Here is a 21060-nt window from a genome sequence, read left to right as displayed (position 1 = left end):
GAAGAGATGTTACAACCAAAGAAAACCAAGTTCAGAAGACAGCAGAAAGGCCGCATGAAGGGTGAAGCTCAACGTGGCAACCAGCTGGCATTCGGTTCGTTTGGTATAAAAGCGTTAGAGAATAAATGGATTACCGGTCGCCAGATTGAAGCTGCCCGTATCGCGGTAACTCGTTATATGCAACGTCAAGGTCAGGTTTGGGTTCGGATTTTCCCGGATAAACCTATTACAAAGAAACCGGCCGAAGTACGTATGGGTAAAGGTAAAGGTAATCCAGAAGGATTTGTTGCGCCTGTTACTCCAGGTCGTCTTATTTTCGAAATCGAAGGTGTTCCCTTTGATATTGCCAAAGAAGCTTTGCGCTTAGCTGCTCAAAAGCTTCCGGTGACAACGAAGTTTGTTGTGAGACGTGATTATGATATGGCTAATCAAAATGCGTAATTGTTATGAAGATTGCAGAAATTAGAGAATTAAGCACAAAAGAATTGCTTGAAAGAGTAGATGCTGAGGTTGCTGCCTACGATCAGAAGGTTATTAACCACACTATCTCTCCGACAGACAACCCTGCTCAGATTAAACAACAACGCAGGATGATTGCGCGCATGAAAACAGAATTGCGCCAGAGAGAACTTAACAACAAATAATTGAGCCTGATGGAAACTAGAAATTTAAGAAAAGAAAGAGCGGGCGTGGTTACTAGCAACAAGATGGAAAAAAGCATCACTGTTGCTATTAAATGGAAGGAAAAACACCCCATTTATGGTAAGTTCGTTAATAAAACGAAGAAATATCATGCTCATGACGAAAAGAACGAGTGTAATATAGGTGATACCGTAAAAATTATGGAAACTCGTCCTTTGAGCAAAACAAAGAGATGGAGATTAGTTCAAATAATCGAAAGAGCTAAGTAACATGATACAACAAGAATCAAGACTAGTAGTAGCAGATAACAGTGGCGCAAAAGAAGCATTATGTATCCGTGTTTTAGGCGGAACAAGAAAACGCTATGCCACTGTTGGGGATGTAATTGTAGTTGCAATTAAGAGTGTAATCCCGTCAAGTGACGTGAAGAAGGGTGCTGTTTCTAAAGCTATCATTGTTCGCACTAAAAAAGAAATCCGTCGCCAGGATGGTTCATACATCCGTTTCGATGATAACGCTTGCGTATTGTTGAATGCCGGTGGTGATATTCGTGGAAGCCGTATCTTCGGTCCGGTTGCCAGAGAACTTCGTGCAACAAATATGAAAATTGTTTCACTTGCACCTGAAGTACTTTAATTCGTAAAATTTAAGGTAATGAGTAAATTACATATCAAAAAAGGCGATATAGTTTTTGTTAATGCCGGCGAAGACAAAGGTAAAACAGGTCGTGTTTTACAGGTGCTCGTAGACGAGAACCGTGCTATTGTTGAAGGCGTTAATATGGTATCAAAGCATACCAAGCCTAATGCAAAGAATCCGCAAGGAGGAATTGAAAAGAAAGAAGCTCCTATCCATCTTTCAAACCTGAACGTGGTTGACCCTAAATTTGGAAAACCGACGCGTATCGGCCGTAAGGAAAATGCAGAAGGTGCTTTAGTTCGTTATTCTAAAAAATCAGGGGAGGAAATTAAGTAATGAGCAATACTGCCAGTCTTAAAAAAGAATATCAGGACAGAATTGTTCCTGCTTTGACGAAAGAGTTCGGATATAAATCAGTAATGCAGGTTCCTGTACTGAAAAAGATTGTTATCAATCAGGGATTAGGTATGGCTGCTGCTGACAAGAAGATCATTGATATCGCTATCAGCGAATTGTCTACAATTACAGGTCAGAAAGCTGTTGCGACAGTATCTAAAAAGGATATCTCAAACTTTAAGTTACGTAAAAAAATGCCGATCGGTGTGATGGTAACACTGCGCCGCGAGCAAATGTACGAATTTTTGGAAAGATTAGTTCGTATCGCTCTTCCGCGTATTCGTGACTTCAAAGGTATTGAAAGTAAATTAGATGGTAGAGGTAATTATACCATGGGTATTCAGGAACAGATTATTTTTCCTGAAATTAATATCGATAATATTACTAAAATATTAGGAATGAATATTACCTTTGTGACCTCTGCGAAAACAGATGAAGAAGGGTATGCTCTGTTGAGAGAATTTGGGTTGCCTTTTAAAAATGCAAAAAAAGACTAAGTTATGGCTAAGGAATCAATGAAAGCCCGCGAGGTTAAGAGAGCAAAGCTTGTAGCTAAATATGCTGCTAAAAGAGCAGAATTGAAAGCTGCCGGCGACTATGAAGCTTTGCAGGCTTTACCTAAAAATGCTTCTCCTGTACGTTTGCACAACCGTTGCAAGATCACAGGACGTCCGAAAGGGTATGTACGCCAGTTCGGCATTTCACGTATTCAATTCCGTGAAATGGCATCCAATGGTTTAATCCCGGGTGTAAAGAAAGCAAGTTGGTAAGTTTTTTTATTTAAATATTGTCCGGGTGGCCGGATCAATTTAATTCATTTATATATGACAGATCCTATTGCAGATTATTTGACAAGATTGCGTAACGCAATCAAAGCGAAGCACAGAGTTGTTGAAGTGCCGGCGTCAAATTTAAAGAAAGAGATCACGAAGATCCTTTTCGAAAAGGGCTACATTCTTAATTTTAAGTTTGTAGAAGAAGGTCCTCAGGGTACAATTAAGATTGCCTTGAAGTACGACTTGGTAAACAAAGTGAATGCAATCAAGAAACTTGAGAGAGTTTCTTCTCCAGGTTTGCGTAAGTACACTGGTTACAAAGAAATGCCGAGAGTATTGAATGGTTTAGGTATTGCCGTTCTTTCTACTTCTAAGGGTGTGATGACAGACAAAGAAGCCCGCGATCTTAAAATCGGTGGCGAAGTATTATGTTATGTTTATTAATTAGGAGGAAAGAAGAATGTCAAGAATAGGAAAATTACCAATTCATGTGCCAGCCGGTGTAACGGTTACGATTAAGGATAGCGTAGTGACTGTAAAAGGTCCTAAGGGCGAAATGACTCAGGCTGTTAATCCTGATATTAATGTAACTCTGGAAGATGGAGTTATGCATTTAACAAGACCGACTGACGACAAGAACCATCGTGCATTACATGGTTTGTATCGTTCTTTGATCAACAATATGGTGATCGGTGTATCTGAAGGATACAAGAAAGAACTGGAACTGGTCGGTGTTGGTTATCGTGTGACTAACACAGGACAGCTGTTGGATCTTTCTTTAGGTTATACTCACAACATCTACATGCAGTTACCTAAGGAAGTGAAGGTTGAAACGAAGACTGAGAGAAATAAGAATCCTCTTATTATCCTTGAATCAGCTGATAAACAATTATTAGGTCAGATTTGTGCTAAGATTCGTTCATTCAGAATGCCGGAACCGTATAAAGGTAAGGGTATCAAGTTCGTGGGTGAAGAAATTCGCAGAAAGTCTGGTAAATCAGCAGGTAAGTAATCTACGTAAACTGAAATTATCATGACAACGAAGGAAGAAAGAAGATTAAAAATAAAACAAGGCATTCGCGGTAAAGTATCAGGTACTTCTGAACGTCCGCGCCTTACTGTGTTTAGAAGCAATAAGCAGATCTATGCACAGGTTATAGATGATACTACAGGTAAGACTTTGGCTGCTGCTTCTTCTTTGAAGCTGGATGTAAAAGCTCCTAAAAAGGAAGTTGCTGCAAAAGTTGGCGAATTAATAGCTAAATCAGCTCAGGAAGCTGGTATTCAGACTGTTGTTTTCGACCGTAATGGTTACCTGTATCATGGGAGAATTAAAGAATTAGCAGATGCTGCACGTAACGGCGGCCTTAAATTTTAATGAAGATGGCAGGAGTTAATAATAGAGTTAAATCGACCAACGACTTAGAGTTGAAGGACAGATTGGTTGCAATCAACCGCGTAACTAAAGTTACAAAAGGTGGACGTACTTTTAGTTTTGCTGCTATCGTAGTAGTAGGAAACGAAGACGGTATCATCGGTTGGGGCTTAGGTAAAGCTGGTGAAGTAACGACAGCTATCGCTAAAGGTGTAGAAGCTGCTAAAAAGAATTTGATCAAGGTTCCTGTTCACAAAGGTACTATTCCTCACGAACAACTTGCTAAATTCGGTGGTGCACAGGTGCTGATCAGACCGGCATCTCATGGTACTGGTGTAAAAGCCGGTGGTGCTATGCGTGCTGTATTGGAAAGTGTTGGTATTACTGACGTTTTGGCAAAGTCTAAAGGTTCTTCAAACCCTCACAACTTAGTAAAAGCTACTATTGCTGCTTTGAGTGAATTGAGAAGTCCGTTTACTGTTGCTCAGAATAGAGGTATTGCTGTTGAAAAAGTGTTTAGAGGTTAATTAGGGAGGAAAAATTATGGCGACTATTAAAATTAAACAAGTTAAGAGTAGAATTAAGTGCCCGAAAGACCAAAAAAGAACACTGGATGCACTGGGCCTGACAAAGTTGAACCGTGTAGTAGAACATGAAGCTACTCCGGCTATCTTGGGCATGGTTGAGAAAGTGAAACATTTGGTTTCAGTAGAAAAGTAATAATTGGTTGAAAAAATAAATTATAAGATATGAACTTATCAAATTTAAAACCTGCTGAAGGATCTACTAAGACCAGAAAAAGAATCGGCCGTGGTCCGGGTTCAGGATTAGGAGGAACTTCAACAAGAGGTCATAAAGGAGCAAAGTCTAGATCTGGTTATTCAAGAAAGATCGGATTTGAAGGTGGTCAGATGCCAATTCAGAGACGTTTGCCTAAATTTGGTTTCAAGAATATTAATCGTGTTGAATATAAAGCTATCAATATCGCTACATTACAGTTAATGGCTGAAGCTCAGAACTTAACTAAAATTGGTGTTAACGAATTGATCGAAGCTGGTTTTATTTCTTCATCTCAATTGGTTAAAATTCTTGGTAATGGTAGCCTGACTGTTAAATTAGATGTTGAAGCTCACGCTTTCTCTAAGAGTGCAGAAGCAGCTATCCAGGCCGCAGGTGGAACTGTTGTTAAACTCTAAGTCATGAGAGCAGTTGAAACAATAAAAAATATCTGGAAGATTGAGGATCTGAGAAATCGGATCCTCACCACTCTTTTATTGGTGGCTATATATCGCTTCGGAACGTATGTAGTACTTCCTGGTATTGATCCTCAAGCGTTAACCGCTTTACAGGCGCAGACAAGAGGCGGATTGCTTGCACTGTTGGATATGTTTTCAGGTGGTGCATTCTCTAATGCTTCAATTTTTGCATTGGGTATTATGCCTTATATTTCCGCTTCAATTGTTATGCAGTTGTTAGCCATAGCAGTTCCTTCTTTCCAGAAACTACAGAGAGAAGGCGAGAGTGGTCGTAGAAAGATCAATCAGTGGACACGCTATTTGACAGTAGCTATCCTGTTATTCCAGGGACCGACTTATCTTGTGAATCTGAGTGTTCAGTTGAAAGCCGCTGGTGCAGCATTACCTCCGGGTATCATGTTTACTGTCTCTTCTACTATTATTTTGGCTGCAGGAAGTATGTTTATCTTATGGCTAGGTGAAAGAATTACAGATAAAGGTGTTGGAAATGGTATTTCATTTATCATTTTGATTGGTATCATAGCCCGTCTGCCCCATTCATTGTTCCAGGAATTTATTTCAAGAACAAGTGAAAAAACTGGTGGTCTGGTTATGTTCTTGTTTGAGATGCTGTTTCTTTTACTTGTTATTGCCGGTGCTATTTTGCTGGTTCAGGGAACTCGTAAAGTGCCCGTACAGTACGCAAAGAGAATTATAGGAAACAAACAGTATGGTGGCGCACGTCAGTATATCCCGTTAAAGGTAAATGCTGCGAACGTTATGCCTATCATCTTTGCTCAGGCAATTATGTTTATTCCTATTTCTATTGTAGGATTCTCTAGTACTGGTGATCAAAGTGGTTTTTGGGCTGCATTTATGGATAATACCGGTTTTTGGTATAACTTCGTTTTTGCGGTATTGATTATCCTCTTTACTTATTTCTATACAGCTATCACGATCAATCCGACGCAGATGGCTGATGATTTGAAGAGAAACAATGGATTTATTCCGGGTGTTAAACCTGGAAAAAGTACCAAAGACTATCTGGATACAATCATGGACCGCATTACTCTTCCAGGTGCATTCTTCCTGGCATTAGTAGCTATTATGCCTGCTTTTGCAAGAATCGCTGGTGTGAGTATGGAGTTCTCTCAGTTCTTTGGAGGAACATCTTTGTTGATTTTGGTTGGTGTAGTGTTGGATACGTTACAGCAAGTCGAAAGTCATTTGTTGATGCGTCATTATGACGGTTTGTTAAAGTCAGGAAGAATTAAGGGTCGTACAGGCTCAGTTGCCGCTTATTAATAGAATGATCTATTTAAAAACAGATGAAGAAATCGAGTTGATGCGTTCGGCCAACCAGTTAGTAGGCCGGACACTAGGAGAGCTTGCTAAGCACATTGCTCCCGGAGTAACAACTCTTCAACTCGATAAAATTGCTGAAGAATTCATTAGGGATAATGGAGCAGTTCCAGCCTTTTTAGGGTATGGTGGTTTTCCAAATTCAATATGTGCTTCTGTAAACGAGCAAGTAGTACATGGTATTCCTTCCTCAAAAGCTATTTTAAAGGAAGGTGATGTCATATCTGTTGATTGTGGAACAATATTGAATGGTTTTGTTGGTGATTCCGCCTATACATTTTGTGTGGGAGAAGTCGATCCGGCAGTGAAGAAATTGTTGAAAACAACGAAAGAATCTCTTTACCTGGGTATCCAACAAGCTGTGGAAGGAAAACGAATAGGGGATGTGAGTCATGCGGTACAGTCATATTGTGAATCGAAAGGATACTCTGTAGTAAGAGAACTGGTAGGGCACGGTATCGGTCGCAAAATGCATGAAGAACCTGAAGTACCTAATTATGGAAGATATGGTTGCGGACCGTTGTTGCGTAGTGGAATGTGTATTTGCATTGAACCTATGATCAATATGGGAAGTAAGAATATCGTTTTTGAAAAGGACGGTTGGACGGTACGTACAAAGGACAGAAAGTGCTCTGCTCATTTTGAACATTGTATTGCAATCAGACCCGATGGTCCTCAGATTTTGTCTTCATTTGAATTTTTAGAAGAAGTCCTAGGAAGTAACGCAATTTAATTTGATTTATATGGCTAAACAAGCAGCTATTGAACAAGATGGAGTTATTGTAGAAGCATTGTCAAACGCAATGTTTCGTGTAGAATTAGAGAACGGACATGAGATTACTGCCCACATATCAGGAAAGATGCGTATGCATTATATTAAAATTCTTCCTGGTGATAAAGTGAGAGTGGAAATGTCTCCGTATGATTTATCAAAAGGTAGAATTGCTTTTAGATATAAATAAAAATAACTAGATATGAAAGTAAGAGCATCTTTAAAGAAGCGTACCCCTGAATGTAAGATTGTAAGAAGAAAGGGTCGCTTATATGTAATTAACAAGAAAAACCCTAAGTATAAACAACGTCAGGGATAATTTATTATTTTTGCAAAATAATTAAGTAAGTAATATGGCTATAAGAATAGTTGGTGTAGACTTGCCACAAAATAAAAGAGGAGAAATCGCTTTGACTTATATCTATGGTATCGGTCGGAGTGCTTCAAAATCTATTTTAGAGAAAGCAGGCGTTGATCGCGATATCAAAGTGAAAGACTGGACAGACGATCAGGCTGCAAAAGTACGTGAAGTCATTGGCGCTGAGTACAAGGTAGAAGGTGATCTTCGTTCTGAAGTTCAGCTAAACATCAAGCGTCTGATGGATATTGGATGCTACAGAGGTGTTCGTCACCGTATTGGTTTACCGTTGAGAGGTCAGAGTACAAAGAACAATGCTCGTACTCGTAAGGGTAAGAAGAAAACTGTTGCAAATAAGAAAAAAGCTACTAAATAATAAGAGTTGATATGGCAAAAAAAACAGTCGCAGCAAAGAAGAGAAACGTAAAAGTTGACGCTTACGGTCAAGCTCATATTCATTCTTCTTTCAATAACATTATTGTGTCTCTTGCCAATAGCGAAGGTCAAGTTATCAGCTGGTCTTCTGCAGGTAAGATGGGATTCAGAAGTTCTAAAAAGAACACTCCGTATGCCGCTCAGATGGCAGCACAAGATTGTGCTAAGGTAGCTTATGATCTTGGTTTGAGAAAAGTAAAAGTATTCGTTAAAGGACCGGGTAACGGACGTGAGTCTGCTATCAGAACTATCCACGGTGCCGGTATTGAAGTAACAGAAATTGTTGACGTTACTCCGCTGCCTCACAATGGTTGTCGTCCTCCGAAAAAGAGAAGAGTATAATTAACTATAGTTTCTTGAACATTGAATCCGGAATTGTGAATAGATTGCACAAAGACCTTATCCTCTCTGTAATCGCGGCTGCACGGTTCCAGATTCAGACAGAAAAATTAAAACAATAAAAAAATGGCAAGATATACTGGACCAAAAACAAGAATTGCCCGTAAGTTTGGTGAGGCTATATTCGGACCGGATAAAGTTCTTTCTAAAAAGAATTATCCTCCCGGACAACATGGTAACGCCAGAAAGAAAAAAACTTCTGAATACGGAATTCAGCTTCGCGAGAAGCAAAAAGCAAAATACACTTATGGTGTATTAGAAAAACAATTTAGAAATCTGTTCGACAAAGCGCAGAGTTCAAAAGGTATTACCGGTGAAGTTCTGCTTCAGTTACTGGAAGGCCGTTTGGACAATGTTGTATACCGTTTAGGTATTGCTCCCACAAGAGCTGCTGCTCGTCAGTTGGTTTCTCACCGTCACATTACAGTAGACGGTAAGGTTGTAAATATTCCTTCTTACTCTTTGAAAGCCGGTCAGATCGTTGGTGTTAGAGAGAAATCCAAGTCGTTGGAAGTGATTGCTGATGCATTGTCAGGATTCAACCACAGCAAATATCCTTGGATTGAGTGGGATCAGTCTTCTTTAAGCGGAAAATTACTGCATCTGCCGGAAAGAACTGACATTCCTGAAAACATTAAAGAGCAGTTGATCGTAGAATTGTATTCTAAATAATAATTGATTTCCATGGCGATATTAGCATTTCAAAAACCCGATAAAGTATTAATGTTGGAAGCGGACAATTTCTTCGGAAAGTTTGAATTTCGTCCGTTGGAACCCGGCTATGGTATTACTATAGGTAATGCTCTGCGCCGTATTCTCCTGTCGTCGCTTGAAGGTTTTGCTATTACATCCATTAAGATCGAAGGGGTTGACCATGAATTTGGTACAATCCCCGGTGTTATTGAGGATGTAACAAACATTATCTTGAACTTGAAACAGGTACGGTTCAAGCATATTGTAGACGACATAGAGAATGAAAAAGTAAGTATTACTGTTTCGGGTTCCGAAGTGTTCAAAGCCGGTGATATAGGTAAACAACTGACCGGATTCGAAGTATTGAATCCTGACCTGGTTATTTGCCGTTTGGATCCGAACGCTAGTTTCCAGATTGAATTAACGATAAATAAAGGACGCGGATATGTACCCGCTGACGAAAACAGAGATCCGAATGCAGACGTTCACGTTATTGCTATTGACTCTATTTTCACTCCTATACGTAACGTTAAGTATTTAATCGAAAACTTCCGTGTTGAGCAAAAGACGGACTACGAAAAGTTGGTTCTTGAAATAGCCACAGATGGTTCTATTCATCCGAAGGAAGCGTTGAAAGAAGCTGCTAAGATTCTGATTCATCATTTTATGTTGTTCTCAGATGAAAAGATTGCGATCGAGACAGTGGATACTGACGGCAATGAAGAATTCGATGAAGAAGTACTTCACATGCGCCAGTTGCTTAAGAGCAAGCTAGCAGATATGGACCTTTCCGTTCGTGCTCTGAATTGCTTGAAAGCTGCAGATGTTGAAACGTTGGGTGAACTGGTTAAATTCAACAAGAACGATTTGTTGAAGTTCCGTAACTTCGGTAAGAAGTCGCTCACTGAACTTGATGAACTGCTTGAAAGCCTGAACCTTTCATTCGGTATGGATATCACGAAATATAAATTAGATAAAGAGTAAGTAAAGCGATGAGACATAATAAGAAATTCAATCATTTAGGTCGTACAAATACTCACCGTGAAGCAATGCTGTCTAATATGGCTTCTTCTTTGATCAAGCATAAGAGAATCTTTACGACAACAGCAAAAGCAAAAGCACTTCGTAAGTTTGTAGAACCTCTGATCACAAAATGTAAAGAGGATACAACTCACTCAAGACGTGTAGTATTTAGTACTTTACAGGATAAAAACGCTGTAACAGAACTGTTCAAGGAAGTAGCTCAGAAGATCGGTGATCGTCCGGGTGGTTATACTAGAATTATCAAGACTGGTAACCGTTTAGGTGACAACGCAGCAATGTGCTTCATTGAATTAGTAGATTACAACGAAAACATGTTGAAGGACACTGCAACTAAGAAAACTGCGAAAACAAGACGTTCTCGTAAGAAATCTACAGCTGCTGAAACAGCTGCTCCGGTTGCTGAAGCTCCTGCAGCAGAAGCAACAGAAGAAAAAGCTGCAGAGTAATTTCTGTAACTTATATAAAACAAAAAGAGCCGTCATTTTTATGATGGCTCTTTTTGTTTTATAGGGTTCTATATTTCTGTTCATTTGATATTCTTTAACGCCTCTTGAGCGGTAGTATTGGAGGGATCGATAGTTATAATCTTATTCCAGTAATTTTTAGAATTTTCCATATCCTGTTTCAGGTAATGGTAGTAACCCAGATAGCGGTAGCATTCTATCAATTCATTTCTATATTTATCTTTATTCTTTTCAAGAATTGGAATACATGATTCGTAATAAGGTTTAGCCAAGCCCTGTTCCGTTTCCGGATCTGACAGAGCCTGCGTACGTGCCTGCCATAAACTACCCAGATGACTGTCAGGTACGCGTTCTTTTACAATAGCAAACAGACTGTCAGCTTTAGACAGGTAGTTTTTTGATATCGTACTGTCCTTGGATGCAGCTGTATAATAATATTTACCTAACTGATAATAGTCAGCGGCTTCTGCAGACTCTCCCATTGCTTCTATATATTGCCTGTATGCAGTTATGGCTTCAGTGTTATTCTCGCTATTACTATAGACTTCCGCCAGGTCTTTGTAGATCTCACTGTGGGAAGGGTTTTCTTTTATTGCTTTTTGTAATGCCTCCGCAGCCTTATCGTACTGTTTTGCTTTATTGAGTAAGCGGCCATAATATAAATAATCCTGCCATATGTATTTGGCATCCGGATCATTGAAGAATGTTTTTACTTCTTCCAGTCCTTTTTCATAAGCCTTGGTTTCATAATCGTTGTAGATAGCCAGGCGTTTCAGTAAGAAGTTGCCCGGATCTGTAGCCTGTCCTTTATTGATTGCTTTTTCTGCTTCTGCATATTGCTTGTTAAAGAACAGAGCTGATGCATAATGAATCAGATTGTCTATTGAATATACTCCTTCGGTCATGTAGGTTTTATAGGCTGCTATTGCCTGGGAATAATTCCCTTGTAATGAGTATATATTACCTAGCTTGTAATATGCCGGTAAATAATCCGGATAATTGGCTATTACTTTTCTGAGCATTTCTATAGACAAGGCTGGAGTGACCCCCTGATATACATCTGCATATTTAATATAAGCTTCTTTGCAGGCCGGATCAAAATGGATAGCCTGTTCGTATCGTCCGGCGGCATCTCCGGGTTTGTCTTTACTGATAAGCCAGTCCCCTTCATATAGGTAAATGGACGGATCGTTGATGTTCTGTTTTTTTGCATTATCGAGAGCCGCCTGCGCTTCCGCTTCCATTCCGTTTATTAAATAAGCTTTTGCAATGGCAACATAGACGGGAGGATCTTTTTTATTCACTTTGATTGCGGTATCAAACGCTTTTTGTGCTGCAGATTTGTCCGTTTTAAGTAATACTTTCCCTTCTCCGATTTTATTGTATGCATAATCAGGAGATGCATTCCAGCCTTTTTGGTAATAAGTCAAGGCTTCAGAGATTTTGTTCGTATCATACGCTATTTCTCCTAAATAGTACAAAGCCTCTGCCTGATCGGCAGGGGAACCGTTAAGCTGTTTCTCAAAAAGCCGGCTTGCAACGGTTGGTTCACCGGCTTTGAAGAAATCAATGCCTTGCCGGTTATCAGCCTGAACGGCTAAAGCAATAAGACTTAAAATAATTATATATAAATTTCTTTTCATGACTGTAGATATTTATAGGGTTTATAACTGATCTCTGACATTTACCAACCTGACAGGTTGTGTTGCTGGAATAATTCCGGATTTGAGTATGATCCGTTGTCCGCGATCGCTGGAAATAAAGGTCGTGAACCCGGAAGCCAGTCCCATGCGCGGTTCTGATAAAATCAGAACAACCGGTCTTGTCATTGGATAGTTCTTTAAAGCAATATATGCCTGATACGGTTTGAAACTATTTGTGACAGTCGCATTCCTGTAAGGACTTACTGCCATAACTCTTATATTTTCAAGAAAGCTCATGTTTGTGCTATCAGATGGATTGCTGATCCAGTTTACTCCAATGATTCCTAATGCTCCTCTGTTTCGGGTTACATACTCTATCACTTGCCTGTTATCTTTCATAGCATGCAGATTTCCTGCAAAAGCCTCTCCTGCGCAAATCGAGTCAATGGCATAATGCACTGTTCCGGAATTGGGATTATCGAATACGACTTCAATCATCCCTGATTTATTATCCCGATTGACATCTTTCCATTCTTTCATCTTTCCGGTCAGTATGTCTTTCAATACAGGTATTCCGATCAGGGAATCCGTATTTTCTTTATTAACGATCAATGCGATGGCATCAGTCGCTATTTGCATACTTTTAGGGAATAACTTTTTTGAATTCATGAATTCTGTTTCTTCTTTGGTCAGCGGACGTGACGTGATTGCCAGTCGGGTACTATCGTGCAACAAACTGTTGATCGTTTCTGTTTCACCGGAGAAATAAGGAACAATTCCCGCTTCCTTATAAATACTCTCGAATACCGCTATCTCCTCTTCTACGACAGGAGCAAAGCAACCATCAGAAGCGATTGCTATCACGCCACTGGTAGGTGTATCTGTCGGAGTGTCGGTATTTTTGTTTTTACAAGAAACCAACAGAACTATACATACCGTTATATAAAAGAAGTTTTTCATTGTTTACTGTCTTTTTTTAGTCTATAGCTTCTGAATAAAGTATAACAGAAGAATAGAATGCCAAATAACATTCTCATCGGGAATGACATCTGCTCATTAAACAAATTGGTGAAAATCAAAAGAAAGGTCATGCCGAGGTATATCAAAATCATGAATATACCCCAGACAACCTTCATATTTATACACTTTACCTCCATATCACTGTAATTTGAATCGTACCGGAACTGTAAAATAGACCGGAACCGGTTTGCCATTCTGTTTTCCCGGGAGCCATTGCGGAAGAGACTTGATAACACGTATCGCTTCTTTATCGCAAGATGGATCCAACTGCTTTAGTATTTCCACTTTCGTTACATCTCCAGTAGGACTGACAACAAAGCGGAGAGTTACTGTTCCCTGAATACCGTTTTCAGCGGCAATAACCGGATACTTCAAATGAGTACTGATGAATTTCAATAACGCTTCGTTTCCTCCGGGAAATTGCGGCATTTGCTCTACTGCAACGTAAGGGACTGTTTCTTCCTCAATCACCTCTTTGTTATCCTTCAAGTCCGCAATATCTATTGCATCTTCACTTTCTGAACCTTTTACATCAGCAACGGATATGGCTAGTTTGGAGGTCGTCAACTCTTCCTGTGTCTTGATCTCTTCTTCATCCCTTACATCTTTATCCGCCTTGATGACAGGTGGTGTAAATTTGATCGTACTTTTCAGTACAGGGGGAGGAGGAGCCTCGATCGTACGAATTTGATTTTCTTCCGGTACTTTCGTTTCCATTTGCAGATTAGAAAGTGTAGTCACTTCCAGTACCTGCTCTTTTGCATGTTGTGGAATTACAGATTTGATCAAAGCCGGCACCGTCATTACCAGAATTGCTCCGATAGCGACGATGATCAGGGCGCGGATATGTCTGTTTGAGGAATTTTTGCGTAGTTCGTACGCTCCGTATTCTTTGTTTTTCCCCATAAAGATCAGCTCGCACCATTCCGGAGAATTCAGATTTATATTTTTAATATTAATCATGATCGTCATTTTTTATTTGCCTGAGCTATTTCCTTCGAAAGTTCTCCTCCGCTTTTCAGATTGTCGACCAAAAACTTGTCTCCATCCGTGATGTCGACGATTGCATATTTGCCGATATTGCATATCTGCATTTCGTCGAGAGCATCTACCAGGTCTTTATAAGAGGCTTCATTGGTAGCTTTGATCAGTACGACCGGCGCATCTTTGCCACCTTTTATTTCTGTAGCCTGCTTTTTGAACTCATCTTCAGAAATTTCCTTGTTTAACTTTTTCACTTTCAACTCTGTTATCTTTTGCACGGCATCGGAATTACGTTCCAGTAAGATGTTGCGTAATCCGGTAGGTGAGAAATCGGTCGTTTTCAGTGACTCTACATGTTCATAGTCCGGTTCACCGAAATAGTAATACACCTTGTTGTCTTCTCCCAGTATGAGGGTGATAGCTTTAGATGCTTTTACCTTTGTCTGTTCGGCTTCCGTGACATGATCTTTCGACGGCATACTAATCTCCATCGTTTGCGGCTTGCTGAGTGAAGTACAAAGCATGAAGAACGTAATCAGTAACATATTCATATCCACCATCGGCGTAAAGTCGACACGGATATTTATTTTTTTCTGTTTGCCCTTCTTTCCGTCGCTTTTTCCTTTGTCTGTATTTACTTCTGCCATAACGTACGTTGTTTAAACATTGTCAGGTACATTTTTGAGCGTTGTTATCAGATTGTATCTGTTTTCTCTCAGGTCCTGCAATGTGTTCATTATATTCTTGATCTTCGGATAAGGCGTCTGCTGGTCAGCCTTGATGGCGATCACCAGGTCGCGGTTCACTTCGCGGGCATGTTGTACCCATGCCTTAAACTGATTATTGGTGCTGTCGGCCGGGATTCCGTAGTTTTGCGTCAACCGGTCTTGTTCGGAGGATGGCAAATTCAGAAATTCCTGCATGTTCTGGATTGGAACACCAAAAGAAGGAAGCAGGCTGAATTCGTATATCTCTTTGTCGGTAAAGCTGATACCATAGTCTTGTCCCAACTTTTTCAATACATTAGCCTTGTCTTCCTGTTTGTCCATGCTCATGAATACTTTTCCGTCCGTATCTACCAGGATTGAAAGAATATTCGTTTCCGGTATTTTGATTTCGGAAACGGAAGCCGGAGTAGTGACCACTACCGGCTCTTTCTGAATGAAAGTAGATGTCAGCATGAAGAAAGTAAGCAGCAACACCGTTACATCACTCATTGCCGTCATGTCAATGAATGTGCTTTTGCGTTTTACTATAAGTTTAGGCATATGCTTCAGTGTTTAGCGGCAAACGTTTGTACGATGGAGAAACCTATTTCATCGATGGCATACGTGATATTATCTATTTTACTGGTGAAATAGTTGTACGAGATGATAGCCATAGCACCGGTAGCAATACCCAGTGCCGTGTTGACCAGTGCTTCGGAGATACCAGTGGACAGTGCAACAGAATCCGGTGCTCCGGCATTAGCCAGGGCGGCGAATGAACGGATCATACCTAAAACGGTTCCAAGCAATCCGAATAAAGTACCCAGGGTTGAAATGGTTGCGATTACCGGCAGGTTCTGTTCCATGGCAGGCAATTCCAGCGCGGTACTTTCTTCGATCTCTTTTTGTAGGATGACCATTTTCTGTTCTTTGGTCTGATCGGTTCTGTCCTCGACATCGGCGTAACGTGTCAATGCCGCATTTACTACATTGGCTACGGAACCCTGTTGTTCTCCGCATGCTTTCCGGGCGGCATCGAGATTACCCTCTTCAAGATCCTTTTTTATGGTATGAACAAATCCAAGTAAAGCCTTTTTCCCTTTTGAACGACTTATGGCAATAAAGCGTTCCACACTTAGTGTGATAACGGTAAGCAAAAGAGTGATAACTACAGGGACGATGAAGCCACCCTTATAAATTGTTCCGGCATAGTTGCCCGGAAGAGGATGATTGTCCGGATTATTATCCATGAAGTTGGCAGGATTTCCTAATACAAATTTATAAAAGCATACTGCCAGGATAAAGCACACAATGATGACGACACCGGCCGATATACCGTTCGCCGATTTCTTTATAATAGAATTATCTGTTTTCATATTTCAGATTATTAGTTGATTATGGATAAAATAGAAAATAAAAGAGTTGTACATAATGGAATATGTACTTTCTGTATTCCTGTTAAAGACGGGAATACAGACGGGTATTTTATTTTATCGCAGTGATCAAATAACAATCTTTCGCAATACGTACACCTGATGGCCCGTGCGATTACGAAGGGTAGAATAATTTAAGATGTTGTAATAGGCTCTTATTTCTGAGGTTTTCTGTAGCCTGTTCTGTTCTTTCAGGGTGATGAAATAAGACAATTTGTTCGCTGTCTTCAGTAATGAGGCATAGCCTTCTGCTGTTGAGAAATTACGTGCAACAAACAGCCGGTACGCGTCGTTGTTTTTGTTTAACTCAAAATGGTTGAATTGTTGTTGCAGGTCATTCGGCTCGGTGTAGTTTGAAATACAAATCTGCTCTTCGGGTATTCCTGTACTATTCTTGCTGAAAGCTGCGTCCTGGCTCAGAAGAAACAGGATTAAAATACTTACTATGTTCAGCAACTTTTTCATCATGGTACAGCTAATATCTTTCTATATTAACATATCAGGATATAAAAAGTTGAGAAAAATTTAGAGAAAATGAGTATAATTTGTCTTATCGGCTTTTGTCTAATCTATTCCAATATTCATAAATTCTATCGGCTCAGACCAACATTCTGTCGGGACGGATTGTTATATTTGTACTGACATGAAAAATAGTATAAAGCAACTAAATATTTAGGTTATGAAAATTGAAAAAGTAGTAGGTAGAGAAATCCTTGATTCCCGTGGTAACCCGACAGTAGAAGTAGATGTACTTCTCGAATCCGGTGCATTTGGTCGTGCAGCAGTTCCTTCCGGTGCATCAACCGGCGAAAATGAAGCGATCGAGCTTCGTGACGGCGATAAAAAACGTTATGGAGGTAAAGGTGTTCTGAAAGCGGTAGAGAATGTCAATAAGGTAATAGCACCTGCCGTTATCGGAATGAGTGCATTGAACCAGCGTGAGATCGACCATAAGTTACTCGAACTGGATGGTACAAAGACCAAATCAAAACTGGGTGCCAATGCCATGTTAGGTGTTTCGCTTGCCGTAGCAAAAGCTGCAGCTAATTATCTCGACTTGCCGCTTTACCGTTATATAGGCGGAACAAATACCTATGTATTACCTGTTCCGATGATGAATATAATCAATGGTGGTTCACATAGTGACGCTCCGATCGCATTCCAGGAATTTATGATCCGTCCTGTAGGAGCAAAGAGTTTCCGTGAAGGACTGCGTATGGGGGCAGAGGTCTTCCACGCATTGAAGAAAGTATTGCACGACCGTGGTCTGAGCACGGCTGTTGGTGACGAAGGTGGTTTTGCTCCGGCTCTTAATGGAACAGAAGATGCCCTGGGCTCAATCATGGCTGCCATTAAGGCTGCCGGATACGAACCGGGTAAGGATGTAACCATTGCTATGGACTGTGCTGCTTCTGAATTTTACGATAAGAAAGGTACTTACGATTATACCAAATTTGAAGGGCCCAACGGTGCAAAGCGTACGGCAACCGAACAGGTTTTATATCTGACTGAGCTGGTAAACAAATATCCGATCGATTCTATTGAAGACGGTATGGATGAAAATGACTGGGAAGGTTGGAAGCAATTGACCAAGGCGTTGGGTGATCGTGTTCAGCTGGTAGGCGACGACTTGTTCGTAACTAACGTTGAATTCCTGAAGAAAGGTATTGAAGAAGGTTGTGCCAACTCTATCCTGATCAAAGTAAACCAGATCGGAACATTGAGTGAAACACTGGATGCTATCGAAATGGCCCATCGTAACGGATATACTTCTGTTACTTCACACCGTTCAGGTGAAACGGAAGATGCTACGATTGCTGACATCGCTGTAGCAACTAATTCAGGACAGATCAAGACCGGTTCATTGAGCCGCTCAGACCGTATGGCTAAGTATAACCAGCTGCTTCGCATTGAAGAAGAATTGGGTAACCTGGCTGTCTATGGCTATAAGACTTACAAAAAGTAAGAAATAGATTTGATATATATTTGAAAGCCTCCCTGGTAGAATTGTATAACCATCCGCGATAGCAGATAAGGCAATAAAAAATAGCCGTCCAGTTTATTTGGACGGCTATTTTTGCGTATGTATCCAACGATCAGGCAGTAAATCGCGATATTTTTCTATGGGAGTGTTTGGTGCCCATGCAGCACATTTGTCAATGATGTCACAGAAGTAATCAAACACATAAACTCCACATCGGTGACATGTTATTGCCAACGAGTGATACAATGCGGCAGCTTCGGCTCCTGTGTGGGAGCCTATTGTAAGCCTGCGGCGCGTCAGGGATATGTAGCGATTGATCCGCTCCACTTCATTGTTGTCAAGTCGATATGTCGGTGATGCAAAAATCAACGGTATCTCATGCCATTGTTTAAGAGCGTGATTAGTAGCTGCGAGCAAAGGGTCATCGGGTGGTATGCCAGTACGGTCTTTTACAGCAATTAGCCTCATGTAGATTTTCTCAAGTATCACCTTTGAGTATCGCTGTCTCCACTGAATGTGTGTGTTCTCTGTCCATCCATCTTTACCGATGCGATGCATGTGCTCAAAGTGATACAGCAAACCAAAGAGTTTTGCTATTTCCTGAGCTTGACTATTATCCTTTATATCAAGAAACTTGCGCTTTATATGCTGAAGACATGGCAGTCGTTTTATTCCGGTCATCTCACCGATGCCGATATTGCGATAGCCAGAGTAATAATCGCATTGAAAGGCTCCTTTGAAGCCCTTAATCGGCGTTCAAACACCTCAGCACTGCGTGAGCCGTCATCATAAAAGAAGAAAACAAGACCTGTGGTCATACCGACGAATACCCATATATATCCTTTTTTTTTTTTCTTTCCCGATGGAGTAGCTACCTGAAGTCGCACTTTTGATATGTTTCATCACCACAGATATAATTGTCATCAAGTATGGCTTTAGCAAGAGCCTTATACAGATTTTCCAGTTGCACCTTTGTCTTGCTGACAAGTTTCTGTGCGGTACCCTTGTCAAGATCAAAGCCGTGTGCACGGAAGTATTCGACTGCATTCTCAAGTGGCATTCCATGTAGATAGCGCAGTTCCGCGAGTCCGGCTATAAAAGATGCCGTATACTGAGAGTTGAAAAGAGGCGCTACAGGTGCCATTCCTTTGAAGACCTTGTCATCCTGAACATACTTCTTTATCTTGTATATTTTCTTGATAAAGCGTGTTGGTATCATTTCATACCGTACCACCTCACATGTTCCGATAAATGTAGCCAACTCAGCTCTGAAGTCAGGAGTGTCAGGCTCAACCTCGATAATTTCAACCTTACACTCCGGATGAGTTTTTCTTTAGCACCATTATTAGTCCGTTTTCTTTGAGGCTTCTGCTCTGTCTGCCCGGCAACAGCTTCTATCGGTTTTGCCTGCATTTCAGAGGATGAACCTTGTAAACGCTGCACCGCTTTACGTGCAGCCTTCTCTTTGCTTAGTTCTGCACCTTTTCCTTTGACCACATCCTCCAGCGAGATTATCTGTTTGCGCAGTTCTTCTACGGTTGCAATCAGTTTTTCATTTGCTAAAGTAAGCGAACTGACAGAACTCAGTGCCACATCTAACTTCCCTTGAAGAAAGTCGATTTGGCGTTGTAACAGTTCTATCAGTTCATCTTTTTTCATACTCTAAAGATATGAAAAATATCTGATACAGGCAACTTTAATAGGTGTTATTATTGCTGATTGTCAATACATTAAATACTATTTAACGGCCATTCTGAAGCGACTTTCGACTGTAACCTTTACAGGCGTCAGACCTCTCATCAACATATAAAAATCGTCCCACTGAAGCCGGCGAACACTCGTATCATCTTTTTTGGCGACTTCTCTGAAATGCCCTTGCGACAATCTTTTAGTGTACATTAAAAATCCATCGCCATCCCATCTTAAAGCCTTCATGGTCTTGCGGTCACGTGAGAAAAACACATAAACATCACCCGAGGCAGGTGAATGGCCTTTCCATGACCACACCTTTTGTGTCAGTCCGCGTATACCATAACGCATTGATACCGGAGATGGGCATACCCATAATCGCAAACCCTGTTCAAGCCCCCACATAACCTGCCTCCTTTCTTGTCCTGTCGACAAACTTTGCTATAACATCAATATCTGTGTCAGAGGGAAAACTGACAGTTACGTGTCCATCCACTTTCACTGTTATAACACGGTCAAGGGTGGAGGGAAGAAAACCTGCTTCTTCAAAGATAATGTCTTCAAAAGGTACTTCCTGGTATTGTTCTCGTTTATGCCCTATCGGTTCCGAGTATCCGGGCAAACCGACAACCTTTAGTTTGTGGGAGTTAAGATAATTGTGTATTTGCTTACGGGTTACTCCATGTTTGTCACAAAAACTTTGGAATGTTCCCGGTTGTTTTCCTTCAGCACACAGTTCTTTAAAATCATCGTAAATTTGAGAGTAAAGGAGGCCTTTCCCTGTTAGTCTTCTATATCCTGTAATAGTTTGTACCTGTTGGAATTCACCCTTGAGAACAATTGGCATTTGACATTGAGACACCCCATGTTCCCGACAATAATCACTAAATGAACCTGGTTGCTTTCCTGAAGCACATAGTTCTTTAAAAGCAGAAAAAACCTGCCTGTAGAGTTTAACTTTATCCATAATTTTATTTTTATGGCAAGGTTAATATTTCTACAGGCAGGCT

35 protein-coding genes are annotated in these 21060 nt (G+C 40.6%); 23 read left to right on the top strand and 12 right to left on the bottom strand.

Annotated features, from left to right (window positions below; genetic code table 11):
* Window positions 1–6: 6 nt before the first annotated feature.
* The 22 genes from rplP (at window position 7) to rplQ (ending at window position 10572) form a co-directional block, all read left to right on the top strand.
* Window positions 7–441, top strand: coding sequence for a 50S ribosomal protein L16 (gene rplP, locus P3L47_RS01860; RefSeq protein WP_005634742.1), 435 nt, complete (start codon window positions 7–9; stop codon window positions 439–441).
* A 5-nt stretch (window positions 442–446) separates the two neighbouring features.
* Window positions 447–644, top strand: coding sequence for a 50S ribosomal protein L29 (gene rpmC / locus P3L47_RS01855; protein ID WP_075558840.1), 198 nt, complete (start codon window positions 447–449; stop codon window positions 642–644).
* A 9-nt stretch (window positions 645–653) separates the two neighbouring features.
* Window positions 654–911 (top strand): 30S ribosomal protein S17, encoded by a 258-nt coding sequence (rpsQ, locus tag P3L47_RS01850; protein WP_277782510.1) that lies wholly within the window; start codon window positions 654–656, stop codon window positions 909–911.
* Between the two features lies 1 nt (window position 912).
* Window positions 913–1278 (top strand): 50S ribosomal protein L14, encoded by a 366-nt coding sequence (rplN, locus tag P3L47_RS01845; protein ID WP_046146311.1) that lies wholly within the window; start codon window positions 913–915, stop codon window positions 1276–1278.
* A gap of 18 nt (window positions 1279–1296) precedes the next feature.
* A complete protein-coding gene (gene rplX / locus P3L47_RS01840; protein ID WP_277782509.1) occupies window positions 1297–1617 on the top strand; it encodes a 50S ribosomal protein L24 in 321 nt (106 codons plus the stop codon).
* The gene (gene rplE, locus P3L47_RS01835; RefSeq protein ID WP_010800552.1) at window positions 1617–2174 is read left to right on the top strand and encodes a 50S ribosomal protein L5; all 558 of its coding nucleotides are present in this window, start codon (window positions 1617–1619) and stop codon (window positions 2172–2174) included. Before rplX ends, rplE begins: the two co-directional genes overlap by 1 nt.
* A 3-nt stretch (window positions 2175–2177) precedes the next feature.
* Window positions 2178–2447: a 30S ribosomal protein S14 gene (rpsN, locus tag P3L47_RS01830; protein WP_009859536.1), complete on the top strand. Its 270-nt coding sequence runs from the start codon at window positions 2178–2180 to the stop codon at window positions 2445–2447.
* A 54-nt stretch (window positions 2448–2501) separates the two neighbouring features.
* The gene (gene rpsH, locus P3L47_RS01825; RefSeq protein WP_122363826.1) at window positions 2502–2897 is read left to right on the top strand and encodes a 30S ribosomal protein S8; all 396 of its coding nucleotides are present in this window, start codon (window positions 2502–2504) and stop codon (window positions 2895–2897) included.
* Between the two features lie 16 nt (window positions 2898–2913).
* Entirely contained in the window at window positions 2914–3465 is a 552-nt protein-coding gene (rplF, locus tag P3L47_RS01820; RefSeq protein ID WP_122363827.1) for a 50S ribosomal protein L6, read from the top strand.
* Window positions 3466–3486: 21 nt separating this feature from the next.
* The gene (gene rplR, locus P3L47_RS01815; RefSeq protein ID WP_122363828.1) at window positions 3487–3831 is read left to right on the top strand and encodes a 50S ribosomal protein L18; all 345 of its coding nucleotides are present in this window, start codon (window positions 3487–3489) and stop codon (window positions 3829–3831) included.
* Window positions 3832–3836: 5 nt separating this feature from the next.
* Window positions 3837–4355, top strand: coding sequence for a 30S ribosomal protein S5 (rpsE, locus tag P3L47_RS01810; RefSeq protein WP_122363864.1), 519 nt, complete (start codon window positions 3837–3839; stop codon window positions 4353–4355).
* Between the two features lie 16 nt (window positions 4356–4371).
* The gene (gene rpmD / locus P3L47_RS01805; protein WP_009859531.1) at window positions 4372–4548 is read left to right on the top strand and encodes a 50S ribosomal protein L30; all 177 of its coding nucleotides are present in this window, start codon (window positions 4372–4374) and stop codon (window positions 4546–4548) included.
* A gap of 29 nt (window positions 4549–4577) precedes the next feature.
* Window positions 4578–5024 carry a 50S ribosomal protein L15 gene (gene rplO / locus P3L47_RS01800; protein WP_122363829.1) on the top strand — a complete coding sequence of 149 codons (447 nt, stop codon included), beginning with the start codon at window positions 4578–4580 and terminating at the stop codon, window positions 5022–5024.
* Between the two features lie 3 nt (window positions 5025–5027).
* A complete protein-coding gene (gene secY, locus P3L47_RS01795) occupies window positions 5028–6368 on the top strand; it encodes a preprotein translocase subunit SecY (RefSeq protein ID WP_122363830.1) in 1341 nt (446 codons plus the stop codon).
* A 4-nt stretch (window positions 6369–6372) separates the two neighbouring features.
* On the top strand, window positions 6373–7158 hold the full coding sequence (gene map, locus P3L47_RS01790) for a type I methionyl aminopeptidase (RefSeq protein ID WP_122363831.1): 786 nt from the start codon (window positions 6373–6375) through the stop codon (window positions 7156–7158).
* Window positions 7159–7168: 10 nt separating this feature from the next.
* Window positions 7169–7387, top strand: a complete 219-nt coding sequence (gene infA / locus P3L47_RS01785; protein WP_009318521.1) for a translation initiation factor IF-1 — start codon at window positions 7169–7171, stop codon at window positions 7385–7387.
* A gap of 12 nt (window positions 7388–7399) precedes the next feature.
* Window positions 7400–7516, top strand: coding sequence for a type B 50S ribosomal protein L36 (ykgO, locus tag P3L47_RS01780; RefSeq protein WP_005645768.1), 117 nt, complete (start codon window positions 7400–7402; stop codon window positions 7514–7516).
* Window positions 7517–7550: 34 nt separating this feature from the next.
* Entirely contained in the window at window positions 7551–7931 is a 381-nt protein-coding gene (gene rpsM / locus P3L47_RS01775) for a 30S ribosomal protein S13 (protein WP_009859527.1), read from the top strand.
* Window positions 7932–7942: 11 nt separating this feature from the next.
* Window positions 7943–8332 carry a 30S ribosomal protein S11 gene (rpsK, locus tag P3L47_RS01770; RefSeq protein WP_005634781.1) on the top strand — a complete coding sequence of 130 codons (390 nt, stop codon included), beginning with the start codon at window positions 7943–7945 and terminating at the stop codon, window positions 8330–8332.
* Between the two features lie 123 nt (window positions 8333–8455).
* Entirely contained in the window at window positions 8456–9061 is a 606-nt protein-coding gene (gene rpsD / locus P3L47_RS01765) for a 30S ribosomal protein S4 (RefSeq protein ID WP_122363832.1), read from the top strand.
* 12 nt (window positions 9062–9073) lie between these two features.
* A complete protein-coding gene (locus tag P3L47_RS01760) occupies window positions 9074–10066 on the top strand; it encodes a DNA-directed RNA polymerase subunit alpha (RefSeq protein WP_122357146.1) in 993 nt (330 codons plus the stop codon).
* A gap of 8 nt (window positions 10067–10074) precedes the next feature.
* Window positions 10075–10572, top strand: a complete 498-nt coding sequence (gene rplQ / locus P3L47_RS01755; protein ID WP_122363833.1) for a 50S ribosomal protein L17 — start codon at window positions 10075–10077, stop codon at window positions 10570–10572.
* 80 nt (window positions 10573–10652) lie between these two features.
* Here the strand turns inward: rplQ and P3L47_RS01750 are convergent, their stop codons facing one another.
* From P3L47_RS01750 to P3L47_RS01720, 7 genes are all read right to left on the bottom strand, one after another.
* A complete protein-coding gene (locus P3L47_RS01750) occupies window positions 10653–12233 on the bottom strand; it encodes a tetratricopeptide repeat protein (RefSeq protein WP_122363834.1) in 1581 nt (526 codons plus the stop codon).
* 21 nt (window positions 12234–12254) lie between these two features.
* Window positions 12255–13193 carry a PstS family phosphate ABC transporter substrate-binding protein gene (locus tag P3L47_RS01745; protein ID WP_277782508.1) on the bottom strand — a complete coding sequence of 313 codons (939 nt, stop codon included), beginning with the start codon at window positions 13191–13193 and terminating at the stop codon, window positions 12255–12257.
* Between the two features lie 198 nt (window positions 13194–13391).
* Entirely contained in the window at window positions 13392–14207 is an 816-nt protein-coding gene (locus tag P3L47_RS01740) for an energy transducer TonB (RefSeq protein ID WP_199715796.1), read from the bottom strand.
* Between the two features lie 14 nt (window positions 14208–14221).
* Window positions 14222–14884 carry an ExbD/TolR family protein gene (locus P3L47_RS01735; protein WP_122363837.1) on the bottom strand — a complete coding sequence of 221 codons (663 nt, stop codon included), beginning with the start codon at window positions 14882–14884 and terminating at the stop codon, window positions 14222–14224.
* A 12-nt stretch (window positions 14885–14896) separates the two neighbouring features.
* Window positions 14897–15505 (bottom strand): ExbD/TolR family protein, encoded by a 609-nt coding sequence (locus P3L47_RS01730; protein WP_122363838.1) that lies wholly within the window; start codon window positions 15503–15505, stop codon window positions 14897–14899.
* A gap of 5 nt (window positions 15506–15510) precedes the next feature.
* Window positions 15511–16320: a MotA/TolQ/ExbB proton channel family protein gene (locus P3L47_RS01725; protein ID WP_277782507.1), complete on the bottom strand. Its 810-nt coding sequence runs from the start codon at window positions 16318–16320 to the stop codon at window positions 15511–15513.
* 126 nt (window positions 16321–16446) lie between these two features.
* Window positions 16447–16845, bottom strand: a complete 399-nt coding sequence (locus P3L47_RS01720) for a hypothetical protein (protein ID WP_277782506.1) — start codon at window positions 16843–16845, stop codon at window positions 16447–16449.
* Between the two features lie 211 nt (window positions 16846–17056).
* Between P3L47_RS01720 and eno the strand changes: the two genes are divergently transcribed.
* Window positions 17057–18343, top strand: a complete 1287-nt coding sequence (gene eno / locus P3L47_RS01715) for a phosphopyruvate hydratase (RefSeq protein ID WP_122363841.1) — start codon at window positions 17057–17059, stop codon at window positions 18341–18343.
* A 105-nt stretch (window positions 18344–18448) separates the two neighbouring features.
* On the opposite strand, the gene P3L47_RS23735 is transcribed toward eno, so the two are convergent.
* The 5 genes from P3L47_RS23735 to P3L47_RS01690 form a co-directional block, all read right to left on the bottom strand.
* Window positions 18449–19051: an IS66 family transposase gene (locus P3L47_RS23735; RefSeq protein ID WP_427910562.1), complete on the bottom strand. Its 603-nt coding sequence runs from the start codon at window positions 19049–19051 to the stop codon at window positions 18449–18451.
* A 181-nt stretch (window positions 19052–19232) separates the two neighbouring features.
* Window positions 19233–19580: an IS66 family transposase gene (locus P3L47_RS01705; RefSeq protein WP_277782504.1), complete on the bottom strand. Its 348-nt coding sequence runs from the start codon at window positions 19578–19580 to the stop codon at window positions 19233–19235.
* Window positions 19577–20020, bottom strand: coding sequence for a hypothetical protein (locus P3L47_RS01700; RefSeq protein ID WP_277782503.1), 444 nt, complete (start codon window positions 20018–20020; stop codon window positions 19577–19579). Before P3L47_RS01700 ends, P3L47_RS01705 begins: the two co-directional genes overlap by 4 nt.
* Before the next feature lie 78 nt (window positions 20021–20098).
* Window positions 20099–20455: an IS66 family insertion sequence element accessory protein TnpB gene (tnpB, locus tag P3L47_RS01695; protein ID WP_122359943.1), complete on the bottom strand. Its 357-nt coding sequence runs from the start codon at window positions 20453–20455 to the stop codon at window positions 20099–20101.
* Window positions 20442–21017, bottom strand: a complete 576-nt coding sequence (locus P3L47_RS01690; protein WP_277781594.1) for a hypothetical protein — start codon at window positions 21015–21017, stop codon at window positions 20442–20444. The genes tnpB and P3L47_RS01690 overlap by 14 nt, the downstream gene beginning before the upstream one ends.
* Between the last annotated feature and the right edge of the window lie 43 nt (window positions 21018–21060).

The organism is Parabacteroides chongii, from assembly GCF_029581355.1.
GTDB classification, from domain to species: Bacteria; Bacteroidota; Bacteroidia; order Bacteroidales; family Tannerellaceae; genus Parabacteroides; species Parabacteroides chongii.
This window is presented reverse-complemented; position numbering and strand designations above follow the sequence as displayed.

Excerpts from the sequence above, each read along its gene's own strand:
- rplP (WP_005634742.1), top strand. The coding sequence starts at position 7 with ATGTTACAACCAAAGAAAACCAAGTTCAGAAGACAGCAGAAAGGCCGC.
- rpmC (WP_075558840.1), top strand. The coding sequence starts at position 447 with ATGAAGATTGCAGAAATTAGAGAATTAAGCACAAAAGAATTGCTTGAA.
- rpsQ (WP_277782510.1), top strand. The coding sequence starts at position 654 with ATGGAAACTAGAAATTTAAGAAAAGAAAGAGCGGGCGTGGTTACTAGC.
- rplN (WP_046146311.1), top strand. The coding sequence starts at position 913 with ATGATACAACAAGAATCAAGACTAGTAGTAGCAGATAACAGTGGCGCA.
- rplX (WP_277782509.1), top strand. The coding sequence starts at position 1,297 with ATGAGTAAATTACATATCAAAAAAGGCGATATAGTTTTTGTTAATGCC.
- rplE (WP_010800552.1), top strand. The coding sequence starts at position 1,617 with ATGAGCAATACTGCCAGTCTTAAAAAAGAATATCAGGACAGAATTGTT.
- rpsN (WP_009859536.1), top strand. The coding sequence starts at position 2,178 with ATGGCTAAGGAATCAATGAAAGCCCGCGAGGTTAAGAGAGCAAAGCTT.
- rpsH (WP_122363826.1), top strand. The coding sequence starts at position 2,502 with ATGACAGATCCTATTGCAGATTATTTGACAAGATTGCGTAACGCAATC.
- rplF (WP_122363827.1), top strand. The coding sequence starts at position 2,914 with ATGTCAAGAATAGGAAAATTACCAATTCATGTGCCAGCCGGTGTAACG.
- rplR (WP_122363828.1), top strand. The coding sequence starts at position 3,487 with ATGACAACGAAGGAAGAAAGAAGATTAAAAATAAAACAAGGCATTCGC.
- rpsE (WP_122363864.1), top strand. The coding sequence starts at position 3,837 with ATGGCAGGAGTTAATAATAGAGTTAAATCGACCAACGACTTAGAGTTG.
- rpmD (WP_009859531.1), top strand. The coding sequence starts at position 4,372 with ATGGCGACTATTAAAATTAAACAAGTTAAGAGTAGAATTAAGTGCCCG.
- rplO (WP_122363829.1), top strand. The coding sequence starts at position 4,578 with ATGAACTTATCAAATTTAAAACCTGCTGAAGGATCTACTAAGACCAGA.
- secY (WP_122363830.1), top strand. The coding sequence starts at position 5,028 with ATGAGAGCAGTTGAAACAATAAAAAATATCTGGAAGATTGAGGATCTG.
- map (WP_122363831.1), top strand. The coding sequence starts at position 6,373 with ATGATCTATTTAAAAACAGATGAAGAAATCGAGTTGATGCGTTCGGCC.
- infA (WP_009318521.1), top strand. The coding sequence starts at position 7,169 with ATGGCTAAACAAGCAGCTATTGAACAAGATGGAGTTATTGTAGAAGCA.
- ykgO (WP_005645768.1), top strand. The coding sequence starts at position 7,400 with ATGAAAGTAAGAGCATCTTTAAAGAAGCGTACCCCTGAATGTAAGATT.
- rpsM (WP_009859527.1), top strand. The coding sequence starts at position 7,551 with ATGGCTATAAGAATAGTTGGTGTAGACTTGCCACAAAATAAAAGAGGA.
- rpsK (WP_005634781.1), top strand. The coding sequence starts at position 7,943 with ATGGCAAAAAAAACAGTCGCAGCAAAGAAGAGAAACGTAAAAGTTGAC.
- rpsD (WP_122363832.1), top strand. The coding sequence starts at position 8,456 with ATGGCAAGATATACTGGACCAAAAACAAGAATTGCCCGTAAGTTTGGT.
- P3L47_RS01760 (WP_122357146.1), top strand. The coding sequence starts at position 9,074 with ATGGCGATATTAGCATTTCAAAAACCCGATAAAGTATTAATGTTGGAA.
- rplQ (WP_122363833.1), top strand. The coding sequence starts at position 10,075 with ATGAGACATAATAAGAAATTCAATCATTTAGGTCGTACAAATACTCAC.
- P3L47_RS01750 (WP_122363834.1), bottom strand. The coding sequence starts at position 12,233 with ATGAAAAGAAATTTATATATAATTATTTTAAGTCTTATTGCTTTAGCC.
- P3L47_RS01745 (WP_277782508.1), bottom strand. The coding sequence starts at position 13,193 with ATGAAAAACTTCTTTTATATAACGGTATGTATAGTTCTGTTGGTTTCT.
- P3L47_RS01735 (WP_122363837.1), bottom strand. The coding sequence starts at position 14,884 with ATGGCAGAAGTAAATACAGACAAAGGAAAAAGCGACGGAAAGAAGGGC.
- P3L47_RS01730 (WP_122363838.1), bottom strand. The coding sequence starts at position 15,505 with ATGCCTAAACTTATAGTAAAACGCAAAAGCACATTCATTGACATGACG.
- P3L47_RS01725 (WP_277782507.1), bottom strand. The coding sequence starts at position 16,320 with ATGAAAACAGATAATTCTATTATAAAGAAATCGGCGAACGGTATATCG.
- P3L47_RS01720 (WP_277782506.1), bottom strand. The coding sequence starts at position 16,845 with ATGATGAAAAAGTTGCTGAACATAGTAAGTATTTTAATCCTGTTTCTT.
- eno (WP_122363841.1), top strand. The coding sequence starts at position 17,057 with ATGAAAATTGAAAAAGTAGTAGGTAGAGAAATCCTTGATTCCCGTGGT.
- P3L47_RS01705 (WP_277782504.1), bottom strand. The coding sequence starts at position 19,580 with ATGATACCAACACGCTTTATCAAGAAAATATACAAGATAAAGAAGTAT.
- P3L47_RS01700 (WP_277782503.1), bottom strand. The coding sequence starts at position 20,020 with ATGAAAAAAGATGAACTGATAGAACTGTTACAACGCCAAATCGACTTT.
- tnpB (WP_122359943.1), bottom strand. The coding sequence starts at position 20,455 with ATGTGGGGGCTTGAACAGGGTTTGCGATTATGGGTATGCCCATCTCCG.
- P3L47_RS01690 (WP_277781594.1), bottom strand. The coding sequence starts at position 21,017 with ATGGATAAAGTTAAACTCTACAGGCAGGTTTTTTCTGCTTTTAAAGAA.